We start from the raw sequence: 15,572 nt of genomic DNA on the forward strand, positions 1-15,572 counted from the left end.
AAGCGACCATACGATTTAACAGAAAAACTTTACCACAACCCACTTTAAATAATGGAGAGACATATGTCTGACCACACAGCTACGCATACCCAAAACCCAGAAATCAATCCAAAGCAAGCGGCCGTTATTCTTCAGCTCTTACAGCGAACACAAATGCAGGGTGCTGAAATGCCTGCTTATGTGGATGTGTTCAATACGCTTTCGGCAATAGTTGCAACAGCCCCACAGGAAATGGCAGAAAATCAGGCTGGAGCATAACTTATGGAAATCGCAGCCTCAGCCCCTGGGGCTGCCCCTATTGGTGCAGGCCCTCATGTAACTGCTTCAATCCATTTCACAGAAGAGGCTCAAAACATCATTACATATGGCTTTCAGTATTCGGCCGTGGAGTTTTCTGGCAACTCAAGCCGACAGATAAAACAGTTACGATCGCTTCCAAAACGGTTGCTTGCTGTATCTGCTGGTCCAATTATGGGAGTGGAAAAATGACCAATGTGTCCATGAAACTCACTCAGGCCTGCATGAAGGCAATTTTATCTGGTGAGTGCCACTTGCTTGAGGACAGCATAACCGCTGTGTTGCTATCACCAGCCTATAGTTTTGAGAACAGTCATCGTCAGTATGCAGACATTAAAGCCTTTTCCTTGAAGTCTAGTGACTATCAGCCGGTACAACTGAATGGAAAAAGGATATTTGATCCAGCCAGCTTTATCTCAGACCCTATAAATTTTGGCGATCCTGTAACGATAGGGCCGGTTGGCGCTGTTGCCCTTGTAAAGGCATTTCCAAAAGCCTTGAAGGATACATCTTTGTTATTGGCGGTAGGCAACATTAAAAAATCAGGTTCTCCTGTTGAAAGTATCCGTGGGCCTTTCATTCTTACACCATCCCCTTCAGGCTGGTTCACATTTTCTCAGCCATAAGGCACATCTAACATGACAGTTTACGCAAAAGATCCGTCTTCTGAGGTGGATTACAGCTTTGATTGGGCCAATTGGCTCGCAGCTGATGAAACAATTACATCTACAAGTTGGTCTGTTGAACCAGGCGCGGCTAGAGCATTGGTGCTGGGCGCAGATATCGCGGCAGGTACTGTGCGCGGGAAATATGTTTCTGGCGGCGAAGTTGGCTGCCGGTACCAGCTTTCATGCCAAATTACAACATCCGCGGGACGTGCTGGCGAACGCAGTGTCATTATCAGAATAGTGGAGCGGTAATATGCGGGTCGTAGATATAGAAAAAACAGACATTCTACCGGTCCTGCTTGAAGAATTTAAAGATCACCTACGTATCGATGGTGCGGACGAAGATGCAAGCCTCAGCAGTTTTCTTTCTGTTGCCGTACAGCTTATTGAGCAGCGTTATGATATGGCAATTATCGCTCGTTCAGCACATGTGTTGCTTGATCGGTGGGATATTCCAGGAAAGGTAAAAGAGCGTTGGTGGCAGGGTGTTGCCGAAGGCTCTGTTGAAAGCCTGTTTTGCGCCGGCAAGTTTGCATTGCTGCCTGTAAAACCGCTTATTTCAATTTCTCAGATTGATACACAGGATGCAGCGGGAGATTGGCAACTTTGGCCGGCAGCAAACTATACAGTGGTTCAAGGTCTTGAAGGCGGTGTTAATCGAAAATCAGGCAACAGTTGGCCCGTACCAGAGTGTGCGAAAGGCGGTATCCGTTTGGCTGTTACATATGGCTTCTCTGATACATGGAATGGTATCCCCGCATCTTTGCAGCAGGCTGTGCTTATGCTTGCTGCCTTCCTCTATACCAATCGTGGTACCAGCCAGACGGGCGATGTCTTTATGGCGTCTGGCGTAAAGCCAATCCTCTCGCCATATGAAAGGAAACGCCTATGAATATGCTTAGTAATATGCGTAGGCGGGTCACACTCCTTTCGGAGGCAACTCATATAGGTGCAGGGGGTAGACAGCAGAAAACGCATCCATTGATCGCGGATGTGTGGGCCAAAGTGGAAGAAGATGGCAACCAGTTGGAAATCCGTGCAGATGGTGAAATCTTCCCTGCAAAAGCGAGATTTACCGTGCGTTACAGTTACCGCTTTGCAAAAGCCAAAGCAATTGAATGGCGGCAGCAACATTACCGAGTGACAGGGATGGTTATCGACCGAAGCTTTGAACCCATGATCAGCTTTACAGCGGTTACAAAAACGGGAGAACAGGTATGACGGCAATGGCAAGCCACCGTTTGCAGGAAGCTGTTTTCCATGCACTTAAGCATGATGAAACTGTTAGTGCGCAGATGTGCGGCATTTATGATGAACCACCTACTGGGGCAAGGTTCCCTTATCTCGCGATGGGGGATACTAATATTACGGTTCAGGATTTAAAAGATCGTGAAGGCGTACAGATCACTTTTGATGTCACCCTATGGTCTGATGAACCGTCACAAATGCAGGTGAAGGAACTTATGGCGCATACAGATGCTGTTCTTCATGAAGCAGATCTGGCGCTCGTTGGGTTTGATCTTGTCTATCTACGTTTAGCAAATGCGGGGGTTATCAGGCAGTGGAATGAGCAAGGTAGTCTGTATCGTGGTAGGCTAAGTTACACTGCGCTTGTTTATGCTTTGTGATTTTCCCAGTAATTTTTTACGTGGGCAAAAATGTTATCTACATAGGGTTCCGGCAGTAAATCCAGCATCACAAACTGGGCTAAGCCCATTGCATATTCGCTATCTTTTTGCTTCAGATAGATACAGTTCTGGCCTGTATGGGGATGGATATCTTTTTTAACGAGCTCTATGTCGCCCCAGAAAAGATTGATATCAGGCTCTACCAGTGTATTGCCGGAATAACCGAAAATACCTTTGGAATTTACCTGCCAAACGGGGCGCTTTCGTGTACGAGTGAGAAACACATTTAGCGCTCCCGAAAAAGCAAAGAAGATAATGATCCAGTTGGTCATTGACCAAGTGTCTGAATATATTTGATACCCAAGCAGAAATATAACCAGAAGCACTCCTGCTAAAGCTAGCAGTGCTCGGATATTCGAATGCTTTTTGTAGAGATAGAACTCACGCATACAGGGTTAGCCGTGCTGGCTAGCTTCATCCCAGCGGTGATGGATCATACATGCAGGGCGGCGACCATCTGCAATCAGTTCATCAATAGCAAGCTTAACGCATTTGCCTTTGCCGTATGTGATCTTAAGGCAGCTTACACCAGTACAATCATCGCTTGGCGCATTGATCATAGAGATATCCGACCAAGGGATTGTTTTTGTGGAAAACAGCTCGTTGATAACTAGAGCATCATCTGTGAGGCGGATATAGGGTGTGCTGGATAGAAGAGCAGCACTAACGCGAATAATACCCAATATGGCTAGAACAAGAACGACACCTGCCATGATTTCGAGCGCCATGAAGGACCCATTAAGAATCTTCTCTGCGCTAAATGCTGCGGCGATAACGAGCCCGGCAAGTGCTAGCTGATAGTGTCGTTTCTTCCTGTGGAAGATAACGATTTCATTTGGCCCAGTCATTGTGTTCGCGTTCATGAACACCCCCTATGTATACTCTTACAGCCCCCGCTGAGTTAGAAAATGATATGCTTATAATTTAGGCTCTGCAAGCATTTCGCTTAAGTGCTTGTAATCATTCATCAGTTCTTACTTTTGCCCTGTTTTTCTTCAGGGTGCTGGCATGGGATTTTGCCTGCAAACGGCGCTCTTTCGAAGCTCTGGTTGGTTTTGTACTAACACGTCTTTTAGGCTTTTTTGCGGCAGCAGTTATAAGATCGAACAAGCGTTTCTCGGCGTCCAGTCTGTTCATGTGTTGGCTTTTATGCACTTCTGCATGAAGTGTGATGGTGCCATCATCTGCCATGCGGCGTCCGGCCAATTTGCGTAGGCGCTCAAGCATACTTGGGGTGATACTGGCGTTATAGGCAGCATTGAACTTCAGCTGCACCGCGCTGTTTGTAGTATTCACATGTTGTCCACCAGGGCCGGAGGAACGTACAGCGGTGATATGAAGCTCATGCGGATAAAGGGTAATATTCGGTGTAACCTGTATCATGCACACCGCTATATCACGGTTTTAGCCTAGAGGCTTACATTCATTTTGAACAACTTCTATCTGGCGGGATGTGTTTATTACATCCGGGTGGCTCTCTTTAAAACCTAAACCGATAAGCTGATCTTTTTTCTTGGCAAGTTCTGTCACGCGGTCTGTGCATGTAAGTTCAGCGGTTTTAGTGGAGGCAAGAGTATCTGCACAGCTAGATGAAACCGCTTGAATTTGTTTGTTAAGGTTAATGATAGCAGGGTGTTTGGCGCTGGCGCCTATTGTTATCAAATGATCTTTGTCTTTATACAAACTCAGGAGCCGCTGGTTGCAGCTGGAGGTTTCTGATTGTTGCCTGCGTGCGATCGATGTGACGAGTTCAAGCAGTTTTTGATTTTCTGTCCTTAAGGCTTTGAGTTCCTCTTGAAGGCTTAAGATCGTTTGGGCGATTTCGTTTTGTGTGAAACTCCCATCAGATGTTTCCTGCGTCAAAGCAGGAGCTGTTAGCATCACCGTACATATTGCTGGAATGATAAAGCGCATCTGGACCTCTCCCTTTAACTTTGCCTCGAGATGAAAACGGTATCAGTCGATCTGTAAAGGTGCAAGTTTTACGGGTTATTTCAAACTTATATTATTCGACAGCGGGCCTTGTGCTCGCTTTTTTTATTCCTGAAGGAGATTAAAATGGCTGCACAAAAAGGTCGTGAATTACTTTTGAAAATTGACACGGGCAGCGGCTTTGAAACTGTAGGTGGTTTTAAAACCAACGAATTAGATATCAACAGCGATACAGTGGATATCACCAGCAAAGATAGCGCAGGCTTCAAGGAATTGCTGGCAGGCGCGGGCACAACGTCCTTTAGCGTTAGTGGTGATGGTGTTTTTGTCTCTGATAATGCTTTTAATATTGTCCATACTCATATGTTAAACCGTACGCATCCAGATTGTCAGATCATTATTCCGGGGTTGGCTACATATGAAGGGCCATTCGCTATCAGTAGCCTGCGCCTTACAGGGGCTGAAGGTGACGCTATCACTTATAACATTTCGCTTGAAAGCGCAGGTTCAATATCTGTAACGCCAGTTTAAGGAATAGCAGATGGCAAGAAAGATTTTTGGTGAAGCCAGCCTGAAAGTCGGCGCACGTAAAGTACGTTTGAGGCTGGACATTGGAACCATGATGGATTTGGAAGATCATTTTGGTATGGGCCTTGTACCCTTTCTTTCAGGGAGGTTTCCGGAATTTCGTCTAAAAGATATGGCAGTGCTTTATCTGGCTATGACAAAAGGCGATTTTTCTGATGCAGAGGCTTGCAGGAAAGCAGCCGAAACAATTGTGAAAACCGGCTTAGCCGAAGTGGCAACTGCGATATCCAATTGTCTTGAACAAACACTTAACCCGGATGTGACTGCTGAAAGTACAGAAAGTGCGAAGCCGGGAAAGTAGAAAGTGCCGATAAAGCAGAAATGCTTGATTGGCAGATAATTATTTCAACGGGTCTTACCTTAGGGTGGCCTTTGAGTGATGTACTAGCTGCCACTCTGCCTGAATTAATGTTGGGCGTGGGTGTGTGGAAACGTACCAATGGTATTGAAGGCACTCCTTCCCAATCAATGACTAAAGAACGTTTGTTCTCACTCATGGAGACATATTCATGACATCTGATGTTGCAGCTTTACCAGCACCCGGTGGAGCTGGTTTGAACTTGCAAGAAGTACAAAGTTTGCTTGCAAAAGTTGGAGAGAAGTTTGGTGGCTTGGCAACCGGGCTTTCTGCTGTTCCGGGTTTAACTAATATTTCGAGCTCCCTTATGGAGGCGGCAAATACGGCCCTTGGCGCAAGCACCCGAATAGGGGAAATGGTCTCAGGCGGTGCTGGTTCAGTTCCTGCACAAGGGGGCGAAGTCGAAGAAGAGGGGGAAGAAGCAAACCCTCTTGATAAAACCAAAACCACGATTAATGAGCTCGCAGGTTTATGGGATTCTTATTATCAGGACTTGTTCGATAAGGACGGTAAACTGAACACGGAAAAGGCTAAAAATCTGGCGCTTGAAGTGGGTGATACCATTCTGGGGACCAAGAAAATGGCCAAAGTGAGAAAGGCTCTCGCTGTTGGGAATGTGGTTCGTAGTACAGCAGAAGCTGTTATGGTGGCCGCAAAATCAGCGCCGTTTCCTGCAAACCTGTTACCGATTGGTAAGGCGGTGGCGCTTGGCGCAAAACAGCTCTCTGCTGTGAAGGGGCAGGCGCACGACGGTATCAATAATATTCCGTCTACAGGTACTTATCTTCTTGAAAAGGGCGAACGGGTTGTTGATAGCCGTTTGAATACCGATCTTACAGGTTATCTTAAGGCGCAACGTGCATTAAATGGTACGAACAGTGTCCCAAATTCAAATCATACGGTGAATAATAGCCCTGTTTTGAACCTCAGTTTCTCTGGTGATGTAAGCGGTGATGCTGTGCGCAGCAACCGCGGTGAAATTGAAAGCATGATCCGGGAAGTATTTGCGGATCACGCAATGGTTGCTCCGTTTGATGCTGCATAATCTGCTGTAAATATAGAGACATCTTATGACAGATATTTTCCTACCTGGTGCAGGGCTTGTGCCGGATGACAATATTCCTGCGCCTGCTGCCGTTCGCGTGCGAACGCGACAACGTACTAAGGTTTCTGTTGCTGAAAGTGGCAGGATGCTTAGCAGAATACACGGCGGGCAAACCTTTGAAATTGGGCTTACTTATAACCCGATGCTGAAGGAGCAGGCAGGACCTATCATTGCCTTTTTGCAGGCGCAGCAAGGACGAAACGGGATTTTTAAAGTCAAGCTGCCACAATTAACGGGCATTGCCGGTGTGAGGCTTGGTAACTTTGTCAATTTCACTGATAGCGATAAGCTTCATCTGATCACAGATTACACCAGCACGAACCAGTTTTCTGTAACACCCGATGTCATTGGCACGCCAGTTGTTGATACGAATGGACCGTTTGTTCGCTGTTCGCTTGTGGGGGACGTGCAGGAAATTCGCCTGGATCGCGATCGTCTTATCCGCCTTCAGATCGATGTTGTGGAAAGGCTCTAGCATGATTTTTTCAAAAGCAACTGTAGAGCCCACCCTGAATGCTCTTGGCGCGAATGGTTTTCGTTTCGCGTGGCTGGTGAATTTGGGTAGCGAATTCCTTTTCACAGATAATGAAACCAATCTTAACTTCAGTGGTAATGAGTATCTGAGCGGAGGTGAGCTGCTTGGCTTGTCTTCTATCACTCGGGAAAAAGGCATTAAGCTTCAAAGCTATAGTTTTACTCTGTCTGGTGTTCATCAGGAAACTGCCAGCCGATTATTGTTCTTACTAAATGAGACAGGTGAGCCAGTTAGCGCCCGCAATGTTGCGGGTATGAATGGTGAGGTCTGGCTGGCGCTGCTTGATGAAGGCGGCAGGCATATCACCCAAACTATTAAAATGTATCAGGGCACGCTGCAAAGCTGGAAAGAAAGCGATAGCGGTTCATCTGTTCGCATCAGTATTACACTTGCGAGCCCGTGGTCTAAGCCCACCCTCACCAAGGGGCGGTTTACCAGCGACGACAATCAACAGCAGCTTTATCCGGGGGATGGCTTTTTTGCTCATGCTCACAGAGAAATTAAAAGCTTGGGATGGGGAGCAGACGGCTAATGGGGTTCTTCAGTTTTATTGGTGGTCTGTTAGGGCTTGGTGGGCCAACGCAAACCATTGAGATTTCCAAGGCTGCTGCCGCGCGAGGTTTGCCTGTTGTTTACGGAAAAAAACGCCTTGAGGCGATTACCATCTTCAAGGATGTAAACGGCAAAATCTATAACTTCAACAACAGCGGTTATGATCATGTTGCGGCATTTGGTTCAACAGAAAAACACCGGAAAGATAAAGCGGACCATGATTATCTGCACCGGGTGGATGTATGGTGCCTGGGGCCTATTGAAGGTATTGAGAAGTTTTGGGTGGATGGATATCTATCCACCGAACCTCGTTTCAGCAGACGCATGTATTTTCGGGGTGCCAGCAAATATGGTGGCAGCAAAAACAGCACAGCTGCAGGTGGGCTGACAGCTAATTCACGCTGGCGTTCTAACTATCTTGGTAAAGGTGTAGCTTATACCTACAGCCGTTTTTACCATAGTTGGAAGCGCCCACAGTTTGATTCAGAACCTGAACTCACTGCCCTTATCAAAGGCGTTCGGGTGTATGACCCGCGTGAGAGCAGCCAATCTGCCAGTAATTCTGATAGTTGGGCATATTCCAACAATCTGGCACTTGTTGTGTTGAATTATTTGATGGCTGACTATGGATACGGGGCAAATGCGAGCGAGATTGATTTTGATAGTTTCAGAATTGCCGCCGATATCTGTGACGGTAAAGATGTGCGGCCCAGTGCTGCTGGCGCTTCGCTTGCGAATGTAAAACTACATGTAAATATCGCGCTTGATCCGAAAGATGGGGTCGTCAAGAACATCAAGAAACTGCTGGAAGGTACCGGCTGGTCACTTCCCTGGTCGAACGGTAAATTTAAGCTGATCCTTGAACGCGCTATCGATAATGATGAAATCGCCATGCGGTTTGATGCCGATAGCATTATCGGCAATTGGAATATTGAACGCGGGATGCGTGCTGACCGTCTCAACCGCATCACGATTGAATATAAAGAAGCCGCCAAGGATTATGAAAAGCTGACAGTAAGCTGGCCGAAGAAGCTTTATGTGGGTGGTGCTGAAAGTGGCGTGATTGATCCAAGCAGCCAGTACGGCCAGTTCCTTTCTGAAGATTTTGGCCGTGAGCTTCATACCAACATCAGTATCGATACGATAACAGACAGAAATGCAGCTATTAAGCTGGCCAAATATAAAGTGCTGAAAAGCCGAGTGCGTACCCGCATTACGGGCTTAGAGCTTGCGCCAAAAGCTATGCTGCTTGAACCGGGTGATGTTATCGAGCTGGATTTCCCGGATAAAATCCCCGCAGCGACCAGCAATATTTCAGAGCCAGATCTAGGGCCGGATAATGATCCCTCAGATGATGACCGCGCCAATAAATTTATTGTTGAGCGTGTAACCGTTTCGCCCAAACTGGATGTGAAAGTTGACCTTCTCGAGTATGCACCTGAGGTCTACGGCGAAGAACCGCTTGAGGATTTACCTGAAGTAGATAGCCCTTTTAACCCGGAACGCTGGGATAGTCCGCCAGCGGTAGAAAATGCACAGGCTACTGTGATTGATGAACTGCATGCAGATGGTTCTATCATGCGGTCGATAGAGCTTACATGGGATCAGCCAGACGGTGCTATCAGCCTTTCTCATTATGATATTGAATGGCGAAAACGTACGCCAGCATCGACGCCGCTTGAGGTGAGTAGTGATGGTGATGTGGTGCTTTCAGGGCAATATGATGATGAGGGCAGTCTTGTTGAATATGAAGATTTTCCCAATCACATGCAGGTGCTTGGAAATTCCGTGTCTGCGCGCATTGAAAATGTGCTTAATGAGGATGTGATTTATGATGTAGCGATCACATACCGCACTCAGCGCAGGCAAACATCAGATGCTGTTCTTTTGCAGGTGGATACATCGGCGGCGAAAACCCGGCTTGATGAAATTCCAGTTTACGTTGGGGTGTATAGCCCATCAGCGACCTATCAGATTGGCAATCTGGTTACCTTTGAAGGCAGCAGCTATGTCTATATCGGGCAGTCGCCAGGTAATGGCGGACAACCGCCTTCATCCATTTGGGCACTTCTTGCAAGTGTTGGCGGATACAGGGATACGGTTTTCCGGCGCGCGGCAAGCAGGCCTTCAACCCCTTCGGGCACGAATCCTAGTGGCTGGAGCGATGGCCCTCCGGCTGCGAACGGCCAACCGCTTTGGATGTCCACGTCTCTTAGAGGCGCTGACAACAGCATCGTCAAAAATTGGACTGTGCCGCAGGAAGTAGGCGGCTCTGGGCTCGAGGTACAATATTCATCGAACGGCTCCAATTGGCATGAGCCACCATTTATCAGCGGGGTTGATTTGTTTATGCAGCAACGCCTTTCGGGCGGTAGCTGGTCGCCCCCATACCGGATTGTTGGCGAAGCCGGTGCACGAGGCTCTCAAGGCCCTCAGGGGCCGCAAGGACCTGCAGGTGCGGTTTGGCATAGTGGTACAGGCTACCCAAGTAGCAGCCTTGGGAGTGTTGGCGATTATTATCTTCGGACCTCCACCGGCGATATCTTTGTTAAAACCAGTTCTACTTTTTGGCGATTGGATGGAAACCTGAAAGGAGGGGATGGAGACAGGTGGCATTCGGGTTCCGGAGCGCCTTCCTCTGGCCTTGGCTCCACTGGAGATTTTTATCTTCGTCGAGATACAAACCAAGTTTACCAGAAGACATCGGGGGGGTGGCAGTTAAACTTTGCGCTGACGGATAGTTTAGGTGCCCTTGCATCGCTTGATGTGGTGAATACCGGAGATATCAGTGATGGAGCTGTTAGTGAAATTGTTCCAGCACCAAACAGTACGAATGAAACTTTTAATCTTTCAACGTCGAATAATCATCCAATTACATATTTGAATAACGTAGTGGGAGCCTATAGAGGGACGCAGATTACTGGCCGCGTTCTCATTCGGCTAGCTGCGAATGATCCATTAAACAATGTGAACCTGACCTTGCAGTTGCGTCATTCACCTGGCGGGGCGCTTAATGAAAAAGTGATTTTCGTCGATAAATTCGCCCGGTCTTATCAGATAAGCGTTTTTGATTTTGGTAATGTTTCAGGACAGTCTCGATCATATTCTCTGCAACTGAATGCGGGATCAGGTACCTCTGCGAGTGTGTATATTTCCTATAGGAGTTTGGTCGCATGGACACCCAAAAAATAGGTGTTGTCTATTCCAAGGCAACTGGTCGGATTCTTTGTCCTATTACATGTAGCTTAGGTGAAGGTTTTGATGAAACTCAGTTAGATGAAGGACTGGGTATCATGGAAGTGTTTTATGGTTTTGATCATACGCGTTTTCGGGTTGATGTTACACAGGATCCCCACGAGCTTATTGAATTAGATGAACTACCTAATGACTTTGCTGAGTTGGACTTTACTCGAGCTGAAGCATTACAAACGGTTGATAATCGTGCTGGTGAACTACGTACAGCACTTGGTAGCACAGGATATGGGCAAGAGAGTGTTTATTTAGTCAAAGAAAGTCAAGCCAGAGCTTATTGTAGCGCCATGTCACCCATCGACGTGGAGTATCCAATGCTGCTGGCTGAGGTGGGAATTACAGCTGATACCATAGCTGAGGTAGCTAATGTTATATGCGGTATGGCCGAGGCTTGGCGGTCTTTTGTGACGGATATTGAAGCAACTCGTTTGATGGCTAAAAAGCAAATTAAGCTCGCGTCTTCTATCAATGAAATTGAGAATATTATGGATTCAATTTCGTGGCCTTCCCCAAGCTAATCTTCCTCCACCAGAAAGAAAATTAAAATGAAAAAACTTATCCTCGGGTGGTGTGATGCCATTCGGTTCAAAACCCGTGTGCGGCTAGCGAAAGTTAGTCGCTTTTTTTATGTCCAGAAAACAGCTTTTAAAGGGCTTCCAAAATGGCATAATGCGCTAATTCTTGGCGCAGCACTGATCACCTTGATGACCTTATGGTGGTGCCTGTGATGACAGAAGCGCCTTTTAAGAAAGAATATGCAGATCACTGGCTGAATGGCAGTAATACCAGAGCATCAGGTGATGGCAGCGAAACCGCCAATGCAGCTCTTATGCGCGCAACATTGGCCTTGGACCGTATGGAACGGCATGAAGCCGAATGTGGCAGACGATGGGGCATTGTAATGAAGATGATGTTCCTTGTGCTCACGAAGCTCGGTGGGCTTCTTAGTTTTCTGGTGGCGGATAAACTTGGATGGTTCGTATGATCCGCATTCATCCAAAAGAACAGCTAACAGAACATTTCTCCCTTGATGAAATGTGCCGCAGTGCTACAGCCAAAAAATATGGTTTGCCGAACCTGCCGCGAGAGGAATGCGAGCTGGCGAACCTGCGGGTGCTTTGCCGAAACGTGCTGGAGCCCGCTCGACAAATTCTTTCAAGCCCGCTGCGTATTACGTCTGGGTTTCGTTCCACTACCCTTAACCGACTGGTGGGAGGCTCGAAATCCAGCCAGCATATGCTGGGGGAAGCTGCTGATTTCTGTCCTTATAAACTGCCGGTGAAAGATGCAGCCTTCACGCTTTCTCATCAAGAGCACCTTCCTTTTGATCAGCTCATTTACGAGCGGCGGAAAACAAAAGGTGGTTGGCAGGAATGGATACATATTTCCCACTGTCGTGTCGGCTTGAACAGGAGACAGGTTCTGTCTGTCATCTTGGACGGCAATACGCGAATGGTGAAAGAGGGCATAAAAGCGCCCCCTGAATTTATTTTCGAACCAGCTGAATAGGCGGAGAATAGCTATGGGAATACCTATTTTGGATACCATTCTGGATGTTGTGAAAGGCCCACTGGATAAGCTTATTCCAGATAAAGGTAAAAAGGCTGAATTCAGGCATGCCCTGGAGATGGAGATCCTGCGCACAGGGCTGGCTCAAATGGAAATCAACAAGACTGAAGCGAAACATCCTTCAGTATTTGTTGCCGGTTGGCGGCCTTTTATTGGTTGGATCTGTGGGTTTGCCCTTATGTGGCATTTTATGGGGTTTGATATCCTAAACTGGGTTCGTGTCGCCTTTTTCCCCGAAGCACCTGAGCCGCCTGCACTGGGGGGCAGTGAAACACTAGTTACCGTGCTTCTTTCCATGTTGGGTCTGGGCGGGCTTCGGACCGTTGAGAAGCTCAAAGGTGTAAGCCGAGAGCGTTGATCGTGCCGCTGTTTGCAATTTTCTAATTTATCGAAATGAAGGGGCAGAAATATGCTGCAGGCAATAGCGTCTGTTGGCCCGAAGGGCAAAAATGCAGTTAGAGATATTTTTGTACTTCAGCTTGCATTGAAGGTTATGAAAAACAAACGGGGCAGACCATATTTCATAGGTCCGATTAATGGGCGGATGTCTCGGAAATTAAGCTTTGCTATTGAGGCTTACTATGACGAAAATAATATTTCATCCATGTCACTGGCGCAGTCGGGGTATGTTACAGCGCATAGTATTAATCAACTTGTTAAGAAGCTGCCCGCAAAGTTTCAGAAAACTGAGTTTTTGTTTGATGCCGATCATCTAAGGAATAAAAAACTATGGGTAATAAATGCCCGCAATGTCAGAAATTTTAAGGCGGCACGCAATAAGTTTCCTCTGCCAAAACGGCTTGAAAACCAGCTGGAAATCATCATTCAAAGCGCTGTACGTTTTGATAACCTGACAGTAGAAGTTGTTGATATCGATATTACCAGTGACGGTCGCTTTGTGGCGGAATTAGCTGTTTTGAAAGGTGAGTGCCTTGATCTTGAGAAGGCTGAGTTTTGCAAGGTTACCAACAAGCAGGAACTGAGGGCGTTTTTGCAGCAACGCATTTTGGCCCGGTCTCATGTTTTATGGAAAATTCAGTCAGGTAATGGCAGTAATTTGTTTCTGCAGTCTCGGGTTTTCCCGGAAATGGTTTTATCAACCGCAGATCAGCATGAAATCCTTGAAGCTTTGGGCGGTATGCCAGCTTTTCACTTTAAATCAATAACCAAGTGCCTGCTGGCTTATGAAAATAAACGCAGACATAAGAAGCTTTCTGGCAGAGAGACGGTGCGGTTTCAAGAATGTTTTGGCTCTGCCAGAAAGCAAATTCTGGACGCCCAAGTTACACGAAAATTAAGATGCAAGGCTTTCCTGAAAAAACTGGATAAAGAGGTAGAGAAACTAGCAAGCTTGCTTAAACAGGCAGCGATGGCTCATACGGAAATAACACATGCTTTAGAGCGTTATGTGACCCTGCTGGATGAAGAATTTCAGAAGAAATTAATCGCTGTGATAGTGACGTTTGTGGAAATTGGCGCTTCTATTTTCGGATTAGGTGCTGCTGTTCGTGGCTCCTCGCGATTAGCCAGGAAGGCTGAAGATGTTGAAGTAGCAGCTTTTGCGGCAGGTTCCACCTATTCTGCCAGTCTGGCTGAGCCTCAAGATACGGACCTTTTGCTAACAGCTTTGGGTGGCGCAGCTATGATTGCCGCCGCTATAGCTTCGGGCCCGGCACTAATATTAGCGGTTCTGGTTGGTGTTGCAGTTTCCATTGCAAGTTTGGTTAGAACACTGACTGGTATTGATGATGAAATAGACATTGCACATAGAGTTTATCAGGACGCTAAATTCCGTCTTTATGAGCTTGAGCAGCAGATCCCGAAAACCATCAATTCCATATCTGTCTTGATTGATGCTATGGCAGCAGGTAGCTGCTTGGTTTCCCTTGCAGATTTTGATCTGAATCCCGAAGAAGATTACAGCGCAGGTATGCGTGCATTGCTCACGCGGGTTAACGCCTCAAAATCATTTGAATGATATATCGCCCCAGCGGGGGTGGCCTTTGGGCCGGAGACGCCAATCACCCAGCTTAAGTTAAACCCCGCCAGCGCGACCAATCGAGCACGCTTTGCAGCAAAACAACTATAGCGGAAAAATATAAACAAATGGTAATCAATTTTCAGGATATAGCTGTAAAATTCATATTTAGCTGTATCAGATTGCCATTTTCATCATGGCTAGTTTTTTCCTGAGAACAGGTTGCACGCGCTCAAAAGACATATGCAGTTCTTTGAAAAACTGCCCTGCGTGAGTGAGATCATTTTCTTTGCCTAGAATCTCCAGCTGCGCCGCTAAGTTTGAAACATCATCGGCGCCGAAAATAATACTGGTGGATTTCAACTTGTGGGCCAGATATTCCACCTTTTCCGCGTTGCCGTCGATCACTGCTTCCCCAATTTCCCCTAAATGATCCGGTGATACAGTTAGATAATCATGCATCAGGCGCTTATATTCGCCTTTCAACATAATGCTGTATTCTTTAAGCGTATCCCAGTTCAGGAGCTCCATTTCATCACGGTCGAGGATGGCATAAATCTCATCATCTTCCTGTGGTTTGCGAGTAGCTGCAGAAAGACAAACGCCAAGATTTTTGTGAAGTTCTTTCCAGAGATTCAGTTCATTTACAGGTTTCGCTAATGTGCCGTTAGCTCCCGCCGCTAGATACCGTTTGATATCTTCTTTGCTGAGTTTCGCAGAAACCGCGATAATGGGAATCTGGTTATAATGATCAGATAGAGCGCGAATATGTTTAATCGCGTCAACACCTTGCGCCTTGCCCATTCCTGCTTCAATCAGCGCCATATCATACTGTTTGGTTTTACAGAATTCTACGCCTTCTGGTCCGGTTACTGCGACAGCGTAACCCAATCCCGCCTTCTCAATGATTTTCCCTAAAATACGCCCCATCACATGATTGCTGTCTACGATCAGCACTTGTTTCTTTTGTTTGGCTTTTTGAGCGTTTGCCGGATGGTGTGTCACGTAATCTGTCCTGAGGCTTTTATTTTTCCCTGTTTATCCCGTGAA

The 15,572-nt window shown here is 46.8% G+C and carries 24 protein-coding genes; 19 read left to right on the forward strand and 5 right to left on the reverse strand.

The window, feature by feature from the left end; genetic code table 11:
* Nucleotides 1-63: 63 nt before the first annotated feature.
* The 7 genes from KFE96_RS06615 to KFE96_RS06645 are packed head-to-tail and all read left to right on the forward strand — an operon-like array spanning nucleotide 64 to nucleotide 2,593.
* A complete protein-coding gene (locus KFE96_RS06615) occupies nucleotides 64-258 on the forward strand; it encodes a hypothetical protein (protein ID WP_255835193.1) in 195 nt (64 codons plus the stop codon).
* A gap of 3 nt (nucleotides 259-261) precedes the next feature.
* On the forward strand, nucleotides 262-489 hold the full coding sequence (locus KFE96_RS06620) for a hypothetical protein (protein ID WP_255835194.1): 228 nt from the start codon (nucleotides 262-264) through the stop codon (nucleotides 487-489).
* Nucleotides 486-923, forward strand: coding sequence for a hypothetical protein (locus KFE96_RS06625; RefSeq protein ID WP_255835195.1), 438 nt, complete (start codon nucleotides 486-488; stop codon nucleotides 921-923). Before KFE96_RS06620 ends, KFE96_RS06625 begins: the two co-directional genes overlap by 4 nt.
* 12 nt (nucleotides 924-935) lie before the next feature.
* Nucleotides 936-1,217, forward strand: a complete 282-nt coding sequence (locus tag KFE96_RS06630; protein ID WP_255835196.1) for a hypothetical protein — start codon at nucleotides 936-938, stop codon at nucleotides 1,215-1,217.
* 1 nt (nucleotide 1,218) lies between these two features.
* Nucleotides 1,219-1,857, forward strand: coding sequence for a phage head-tail connector protein (locus KFE96_RS06635; RefSeq protein ID WP_255835197.1), 639 nt, complete (start codon nucleotides 1,219-1,221; stop codon nucleotides 1,855-1,857).
* A complete protein-coding gene (locus KFE96_RS06640) occupies nucleotides 1,854-2,186 on the forward strand; it encodes a phage head closure protein (protein WP_255835198.1) in 333 nt (110 codons plus the stop codon). The genes KFE96_RS06635 and KFE96_RS06640 overlap by 4 nt, the downstream gene beginning before the upstream one ends.
* The gene (locus KFE96_RS06645) at nucleotides 2,183-2,593 is read left to right on the forward strand and encodes a DUF3168 domain-containing protein (RefSeq protein ID WP_255835199.1); all 411 of its coding nucleotides are present in this window, start codon (nucleotides 2,183-2,185) and stop codon (nucleotides 2,591-2,593) included. The genes KFE96_RS06640 and KFE96_RS06645 overlap by 4 nt, the downstream gene beginning before the upstream one ends.
* On the opposite strand, the gene KFE96_RS06650 is transcribed toward KFE96_RS06645, so the two are convergent.
* The 4 genes from KFE96_RS06650 to KFE96_RS06665 form a co-directional block, all read right to left on the reverse strand.
* Nucleotides 2,581-3,042, reverse strand: a complete 462-nt coding sequence (locus tag KFE96_RS06650; protein ID WP_255835200.1) for a hypothetical protein — start codon at nucleotides 3,040-3,042, stop codon at nucleotides 2,581-2,583. The genes KFE96_RS06645 and KFE96_RS06650 overlap by 13 nt on opposite strands.
* A gap of 6 nt (nucleotides 3,043-3,048) precedes the next feature.
* Nucleotides 3,049-3,516, reverse strand: coding sequence for a hypothetical protein (locus KFE96_RS06655; RefSeq protein ID WP_255835201.1), 468 nt, complete (start codon nucleotides 3,514-3,516; stop codon nucleotides 3,049-3,051).
* 97 nt (nucleotides 3,517-3,613) lie between these two features.
* Nucleotides 3,614-4,036 (reverse strand): alternative ribosome rescue aminoacyl-tRNA hydrolase ArfB, encoded by a 423-nt coding sequence (gene arfB / locus KFE96_RS06660; RefSeq protein ID WP_255835202.1) that lies wholly within the window; start codon nucleotides 4,034-4,036, stop codon nucleotides 3,614-3,616.
* A gap of 21 nt (nucleotides 4,037-4,057) precedes the next feature.
* On the reverse strand, nucleotides 4,058-4,567 hold the full coding sequence (locus KFE96_RS06665) for a hypothetical protein (protein WP_255835203.1): 510 nt from the start codon (nucleotides 4,565-4,567) through the stop codon (nucleotides 4,058-4,060).
* 144 nt (nucleotides 4,568-4,711) lie between these two features.
* Between KFE96_RS06665 and KFE96_RS06670 the strand changes: the two genes are divergently transcribed.
* From KFE96_RS06670 to KFE96_RS06725, 12 genes are all read left to right on the forward strand, one after another.
* The gene (locus KFE96_RS06670) at nucleotides 4,712-5,116 is read left to right on the forward strand and encodes a phage major tail protein, TP901-1 family (RefSeq protein ID WP_247015062.1); all 405 of its coding nucleotides are present in this window, start codon (nucleotides 4,712-4,714) and stop codon (nucleotides 5,114-5,116) included.
* A 10-nt stretch (nucleotides 5,117-5,126) separates the two neighbouring features.
* Nucleotides 5,127-5,474 carry a GTA-gp10 family protein gene (locus KFE96_RS06675; RefSeq protein WP_255835204.1) on the forward strand — a complete coding sequence of 116 codons (348 nt, stop codon included), beginning with the start codon at nucleotides 5,127-5,129 and terminating at the stop codon, nucleotides 5,472-5,474.
* Between the two features lie 208 nt (nucleotides 5,475-5,682).
* Entirely contained in the window at nucleotides 5,683-6,576 is an 894-nt protein-coding gene (locus KFE96_RS06680) for a hypothetical protein (RefSeq protein WP_255835205.1), read from the forward strand.
* A gap of 25 nt (nucleotides 6,577-6,601) precedes the next feature.
* Nucleotides 6,602-7,111: a hypothetical protein gene (locus tag KFE96_RS06685; protein ID WP_255835206.1), complete on the forward strand. Its 510-nt coding sequence runs from the start codon at nucleotides 6,602-6,604 to the stop codon at nucleotides 7,109-7,111.
* 1 nt (nucleotide 7,112) lies between these two features.
* Nucleotides 7,113-7,703 (forward strand): hypothetical protein, encoded by a 591-nt coding sequence (locus tag KFE96_RS06690; protein WP_255835207.1) that lies wholly within the window; start codon nucleotides 7,113-7,115, stop codon nucleotides 7,701-7,703.
* The gene (locus KFE96_RS06695) at nucleotides 7,703-10,915 is read left to right on the forward strand and encodes a phage tail protein (RefSeq protein ID WP_255835208.1); all 3,213 of its coding nucleotides are present in this window, start codon (nucleotides 7,703-7,705) and stop codon (nucleotides 10,913-10,915) included. Before KFE96_RS06690 ends, KFE96_RS06695 begins: the two co-directional genes overlap by 1 nt.
* The gene (locus KFE96_RS06700; RefSeq protein WP_255835209.1) at nucleotides 10,897-11,493 is read left to right on the forward strand and encodes a hypothetical protein; all 597 of its coding nucleotides are present in this window, start codon (nucleotides 10,897-10,899) and stop codon (nucleotides 11,491-11,493) included. The genes KFE96_RS06695 and KFE96_RS06700 overlap by 19 nt, the downstream gene beginning before the upstream one ends.
* Before the next feature lie 27 nt (nucleotides 11,494-11,520).
* Nucleotides 11,521-11,703, forward strand: coding sequence for a hypothetical protein (locus KFE96_RS06705; protein ID WP_255835211.1), 183 nt, complete (start codon nucleotides 11,521-11,523; stop codon nucleotides 11,701-11,703).
* Nucleotides 11,703-11,960 carry a hypothetical protein gene (locus KFE96_RS06710; RefSeq protein ID WP_255835213.1) on the forward strand — a complete coding sequence of 86 codons (258 nt, stop codon included), beginning with the start codon at nucleotides 11,703-11,705 and terminating at the stop codon, nucleotides 11,958-11,960. Before KFE96_RS06705 ends, KFE96_RS06710 begins: the two co-directional genes overlap by 1 nt.
* A complete protein-coding gene (locus KFE96_RS06715; protein WP_255835214.1) occupies nucleotides 11,957-12,484 on the forward strand; it encodes a D-Ala-D-Ala carboxypeptidase family metallohydrolase in 528 nt (175 codons plus the stop codon). The genes KFE96_RS06710 and KFE96_RS06715 overlap by 4 nt, the downstream gene beginning before the upstream one ends.
* Nucleotides 12,485-12,497: 13 nt before the next feature.
* Entirely contained in the window at nucleotides 12,498-12,902 is a 405-nt protein-coding gene (locus tag KFE96_RS06720) for a 3TM-type holin (protein ID WP_255835215.1), read from the forward strand.
* Between the two features lie 51 nt (nucleotides 12,903-12,953).
* Nucleotides 12,954-14,522, forward strand: a complete 1,569-nt coding sequence (locus tag KFE96_RS06725) for a hypothetical protein (protein ID WP_255835216.1) — start codon at nucleotides 12,954-12,956, stop codon at nucleotides 14,520-14,522.
* Nucleotides 14,523-14,699: 177 nt separating this feature from the next.
* On the opposite strand, the gene KFE96_RS06730 is transcribed toward KFE96_RS06725, so the two are convergent.
* Nucleotides 14,700-15,527, reverse strand: coding sequence for a response regulator (locus tag KFE96_RS06730; RefSeq protein ID WP_255835217.1), 828 nt, complete (start codon nucleotides 15,525-15,527; stop codon nucleotides 14,700-14,702).
* Nucleotides 15,528-15,572: the final 45 nt, after the last annotated feature.

The sequence above is a fragment of the Kordiimonas sp. SCSIO 12603 genome (assembly GCF_024398035.1).
Lineage (GTDB): Bacteria > Pseudomonadota > Alphaproteobacteria > Sphingomonadales > Kordiimonadaceae > Kordiimonas.

Bases quoted from the DNA above. Each gene is read 5' to 3' on its own strand.
- KFE96_RS06685 (WP_255835206.1), top strand. From the start codon at position 6,602: ATGACAGATATTTTCCTACCTGGTGCAGGGCTTGTGCCGGATGACAAT.
- KFE96_RS06630 (WP_255835196.1), top strand. From the start codon at position 936: ATGACAGTTTACGCAAAAGATCCGTCTTCTGAGGTGGATTACAGCTTT.
- KFE96_RS06620 (WP_255835194.1), top strand. From the start codon at position 262: ATGGAAATCGCAGCCTCAGCCCCTGGGGCTGCCCCTATTGGTGCAGGC.
- KFE96_RS06655 (WP_255835201.1), bottom strand. From the start codon at position 3,516: ATGAACGCGAACACAATGACTGGGCCAAATGAAATCGTTATCTTCCAC.
- KFE96_RS06650 (WP_255835200.1), bottom strand. From the start codon at position 3,042: ATGCGTGAGTTCTATCTCTACAAAAAGCATTCGAATATCCGAGCACTG.
- KFE96_RS06635 (WP_255835197.1), top strand. From the start codon at position 1,219: ATGCGGGTCGTAGATATAGAAAAAACAGACATTCTACCGGTCCTGCTT.
- KFE96_RS06675 (WP_255835204.1), top strand. From the start codon at position 5,127: ATGGCAAGAAAGATTTTTGGTGAAGCCAGCCTGAAAGTCGGCGCACGT.
- KFE96_RS06665 (WP_255835203.1), bottom strand. From the start codon at position 4,567: ATGCGCTTTATCATTCCAGCAATATGTACGGTGATGCTAACAGCTCCT.
- KFE96_RS06615 (WP_255835193.1), top strand. From the start codon at position 64: ATGTCTGACCACACAGCTACGCATACCCAAAACCCAGAAATCAATCCA.
- KFE96_RS06645 (WP_255835199.1), top strand. From the start codon at position 2,183: ATGACGGCAATGGCAAGCCACCGTTTGCAGGAAGCTGTTTTCCATGCA.
- KFE96_RS06715 (WP_255835214.1), top strand. From the start codon at position 11,957: ATGATCCGCATTCATCCAAAAGAACAGCTAACAGAACATTTCTCCCTT.
- KFE96_RS06705 (WP_255835211.1), top strand. From the start codon at position 11,521: ATGAAAAAACTTATCCTCGGGTGGTGTGATGCCATTCGGTTCAAAACC.
- KFE96_RS06625 (WP_255835195.1), top strand. From the start codon at position 486: ATGACCAATGTGTCCATGAAACTCACTCAGGCCTGCATGAAGGCAATT.
- KFE96_RS06695 (WP_255835208.1), top strand. From the start codon at position 7,703: ATGGGGTTCTTCAGTTTTATTGGTGGTCTGTTAGGGCTTGGTGGGCCA.
- KFE96_RS06640 (WP_255835198.1), top strand. From the start codon at position 1,854: ATGAATATGCTTAGTAATATGCGTAGGCGGGTCACACTCCTTTCGGAG.
- KFE96_RS06680 (WP_255835205.1), top strand. From the start codon at position 5,683: ATGACATCTGATGTTGCAGCTTTACCAGCACCCGGTGGAGCTGGTTTG.
- KFE96_RS06700 (WP_255835209.1), top strand. From the start codon at position 10,897: ATGGACACCCAAAAAATAGGTGTTGTCTATTCCAAGGCAACTGGTCGG.
- KFE96_RS06720 (WP_255835215.1), top strand. From the start codon at position 12,498: ATGGGAATACCTATTTTGGATACCATTCTGGATGTTGTGAAAGGCCCA.
- KFE96_RS06710 (WP_255835213.1), top strand. From the start codon at position 11,703: ATGACAGAAGCGCCTTTTAAGAAAGAATATGCAGATCACTGGCTGAAT.
- KFE96_RS06725 (WP_255835216.1), top strand. From the start codon at position 12,954: ATGCTGCAGGCAATAGCGTCTGTTGGCCCGAAGGGCAAAAATGCAGTT.
- KFE96_RS06670 (WP_247015062.1), top strand. From the start codon at position 4,712: ATGGCTGCACAAAAAGGTCGTGAATTACTTTTGAAAATTGACACGGGC.
- arfB (WP_255835202.1), bottom strand. From the start codon at position 4,036: ATGATACAGGTTACACCGAATATTACCCTTTATCCGCATGAGCTTCAT.
- KFE96_RS06690 (WP_255835207.1), top strand. From the start codon at position 7,113: ATGATTTTTTCAAAAGCAACTGTAGAGCCCACCCTGAATGCTCTTGGC.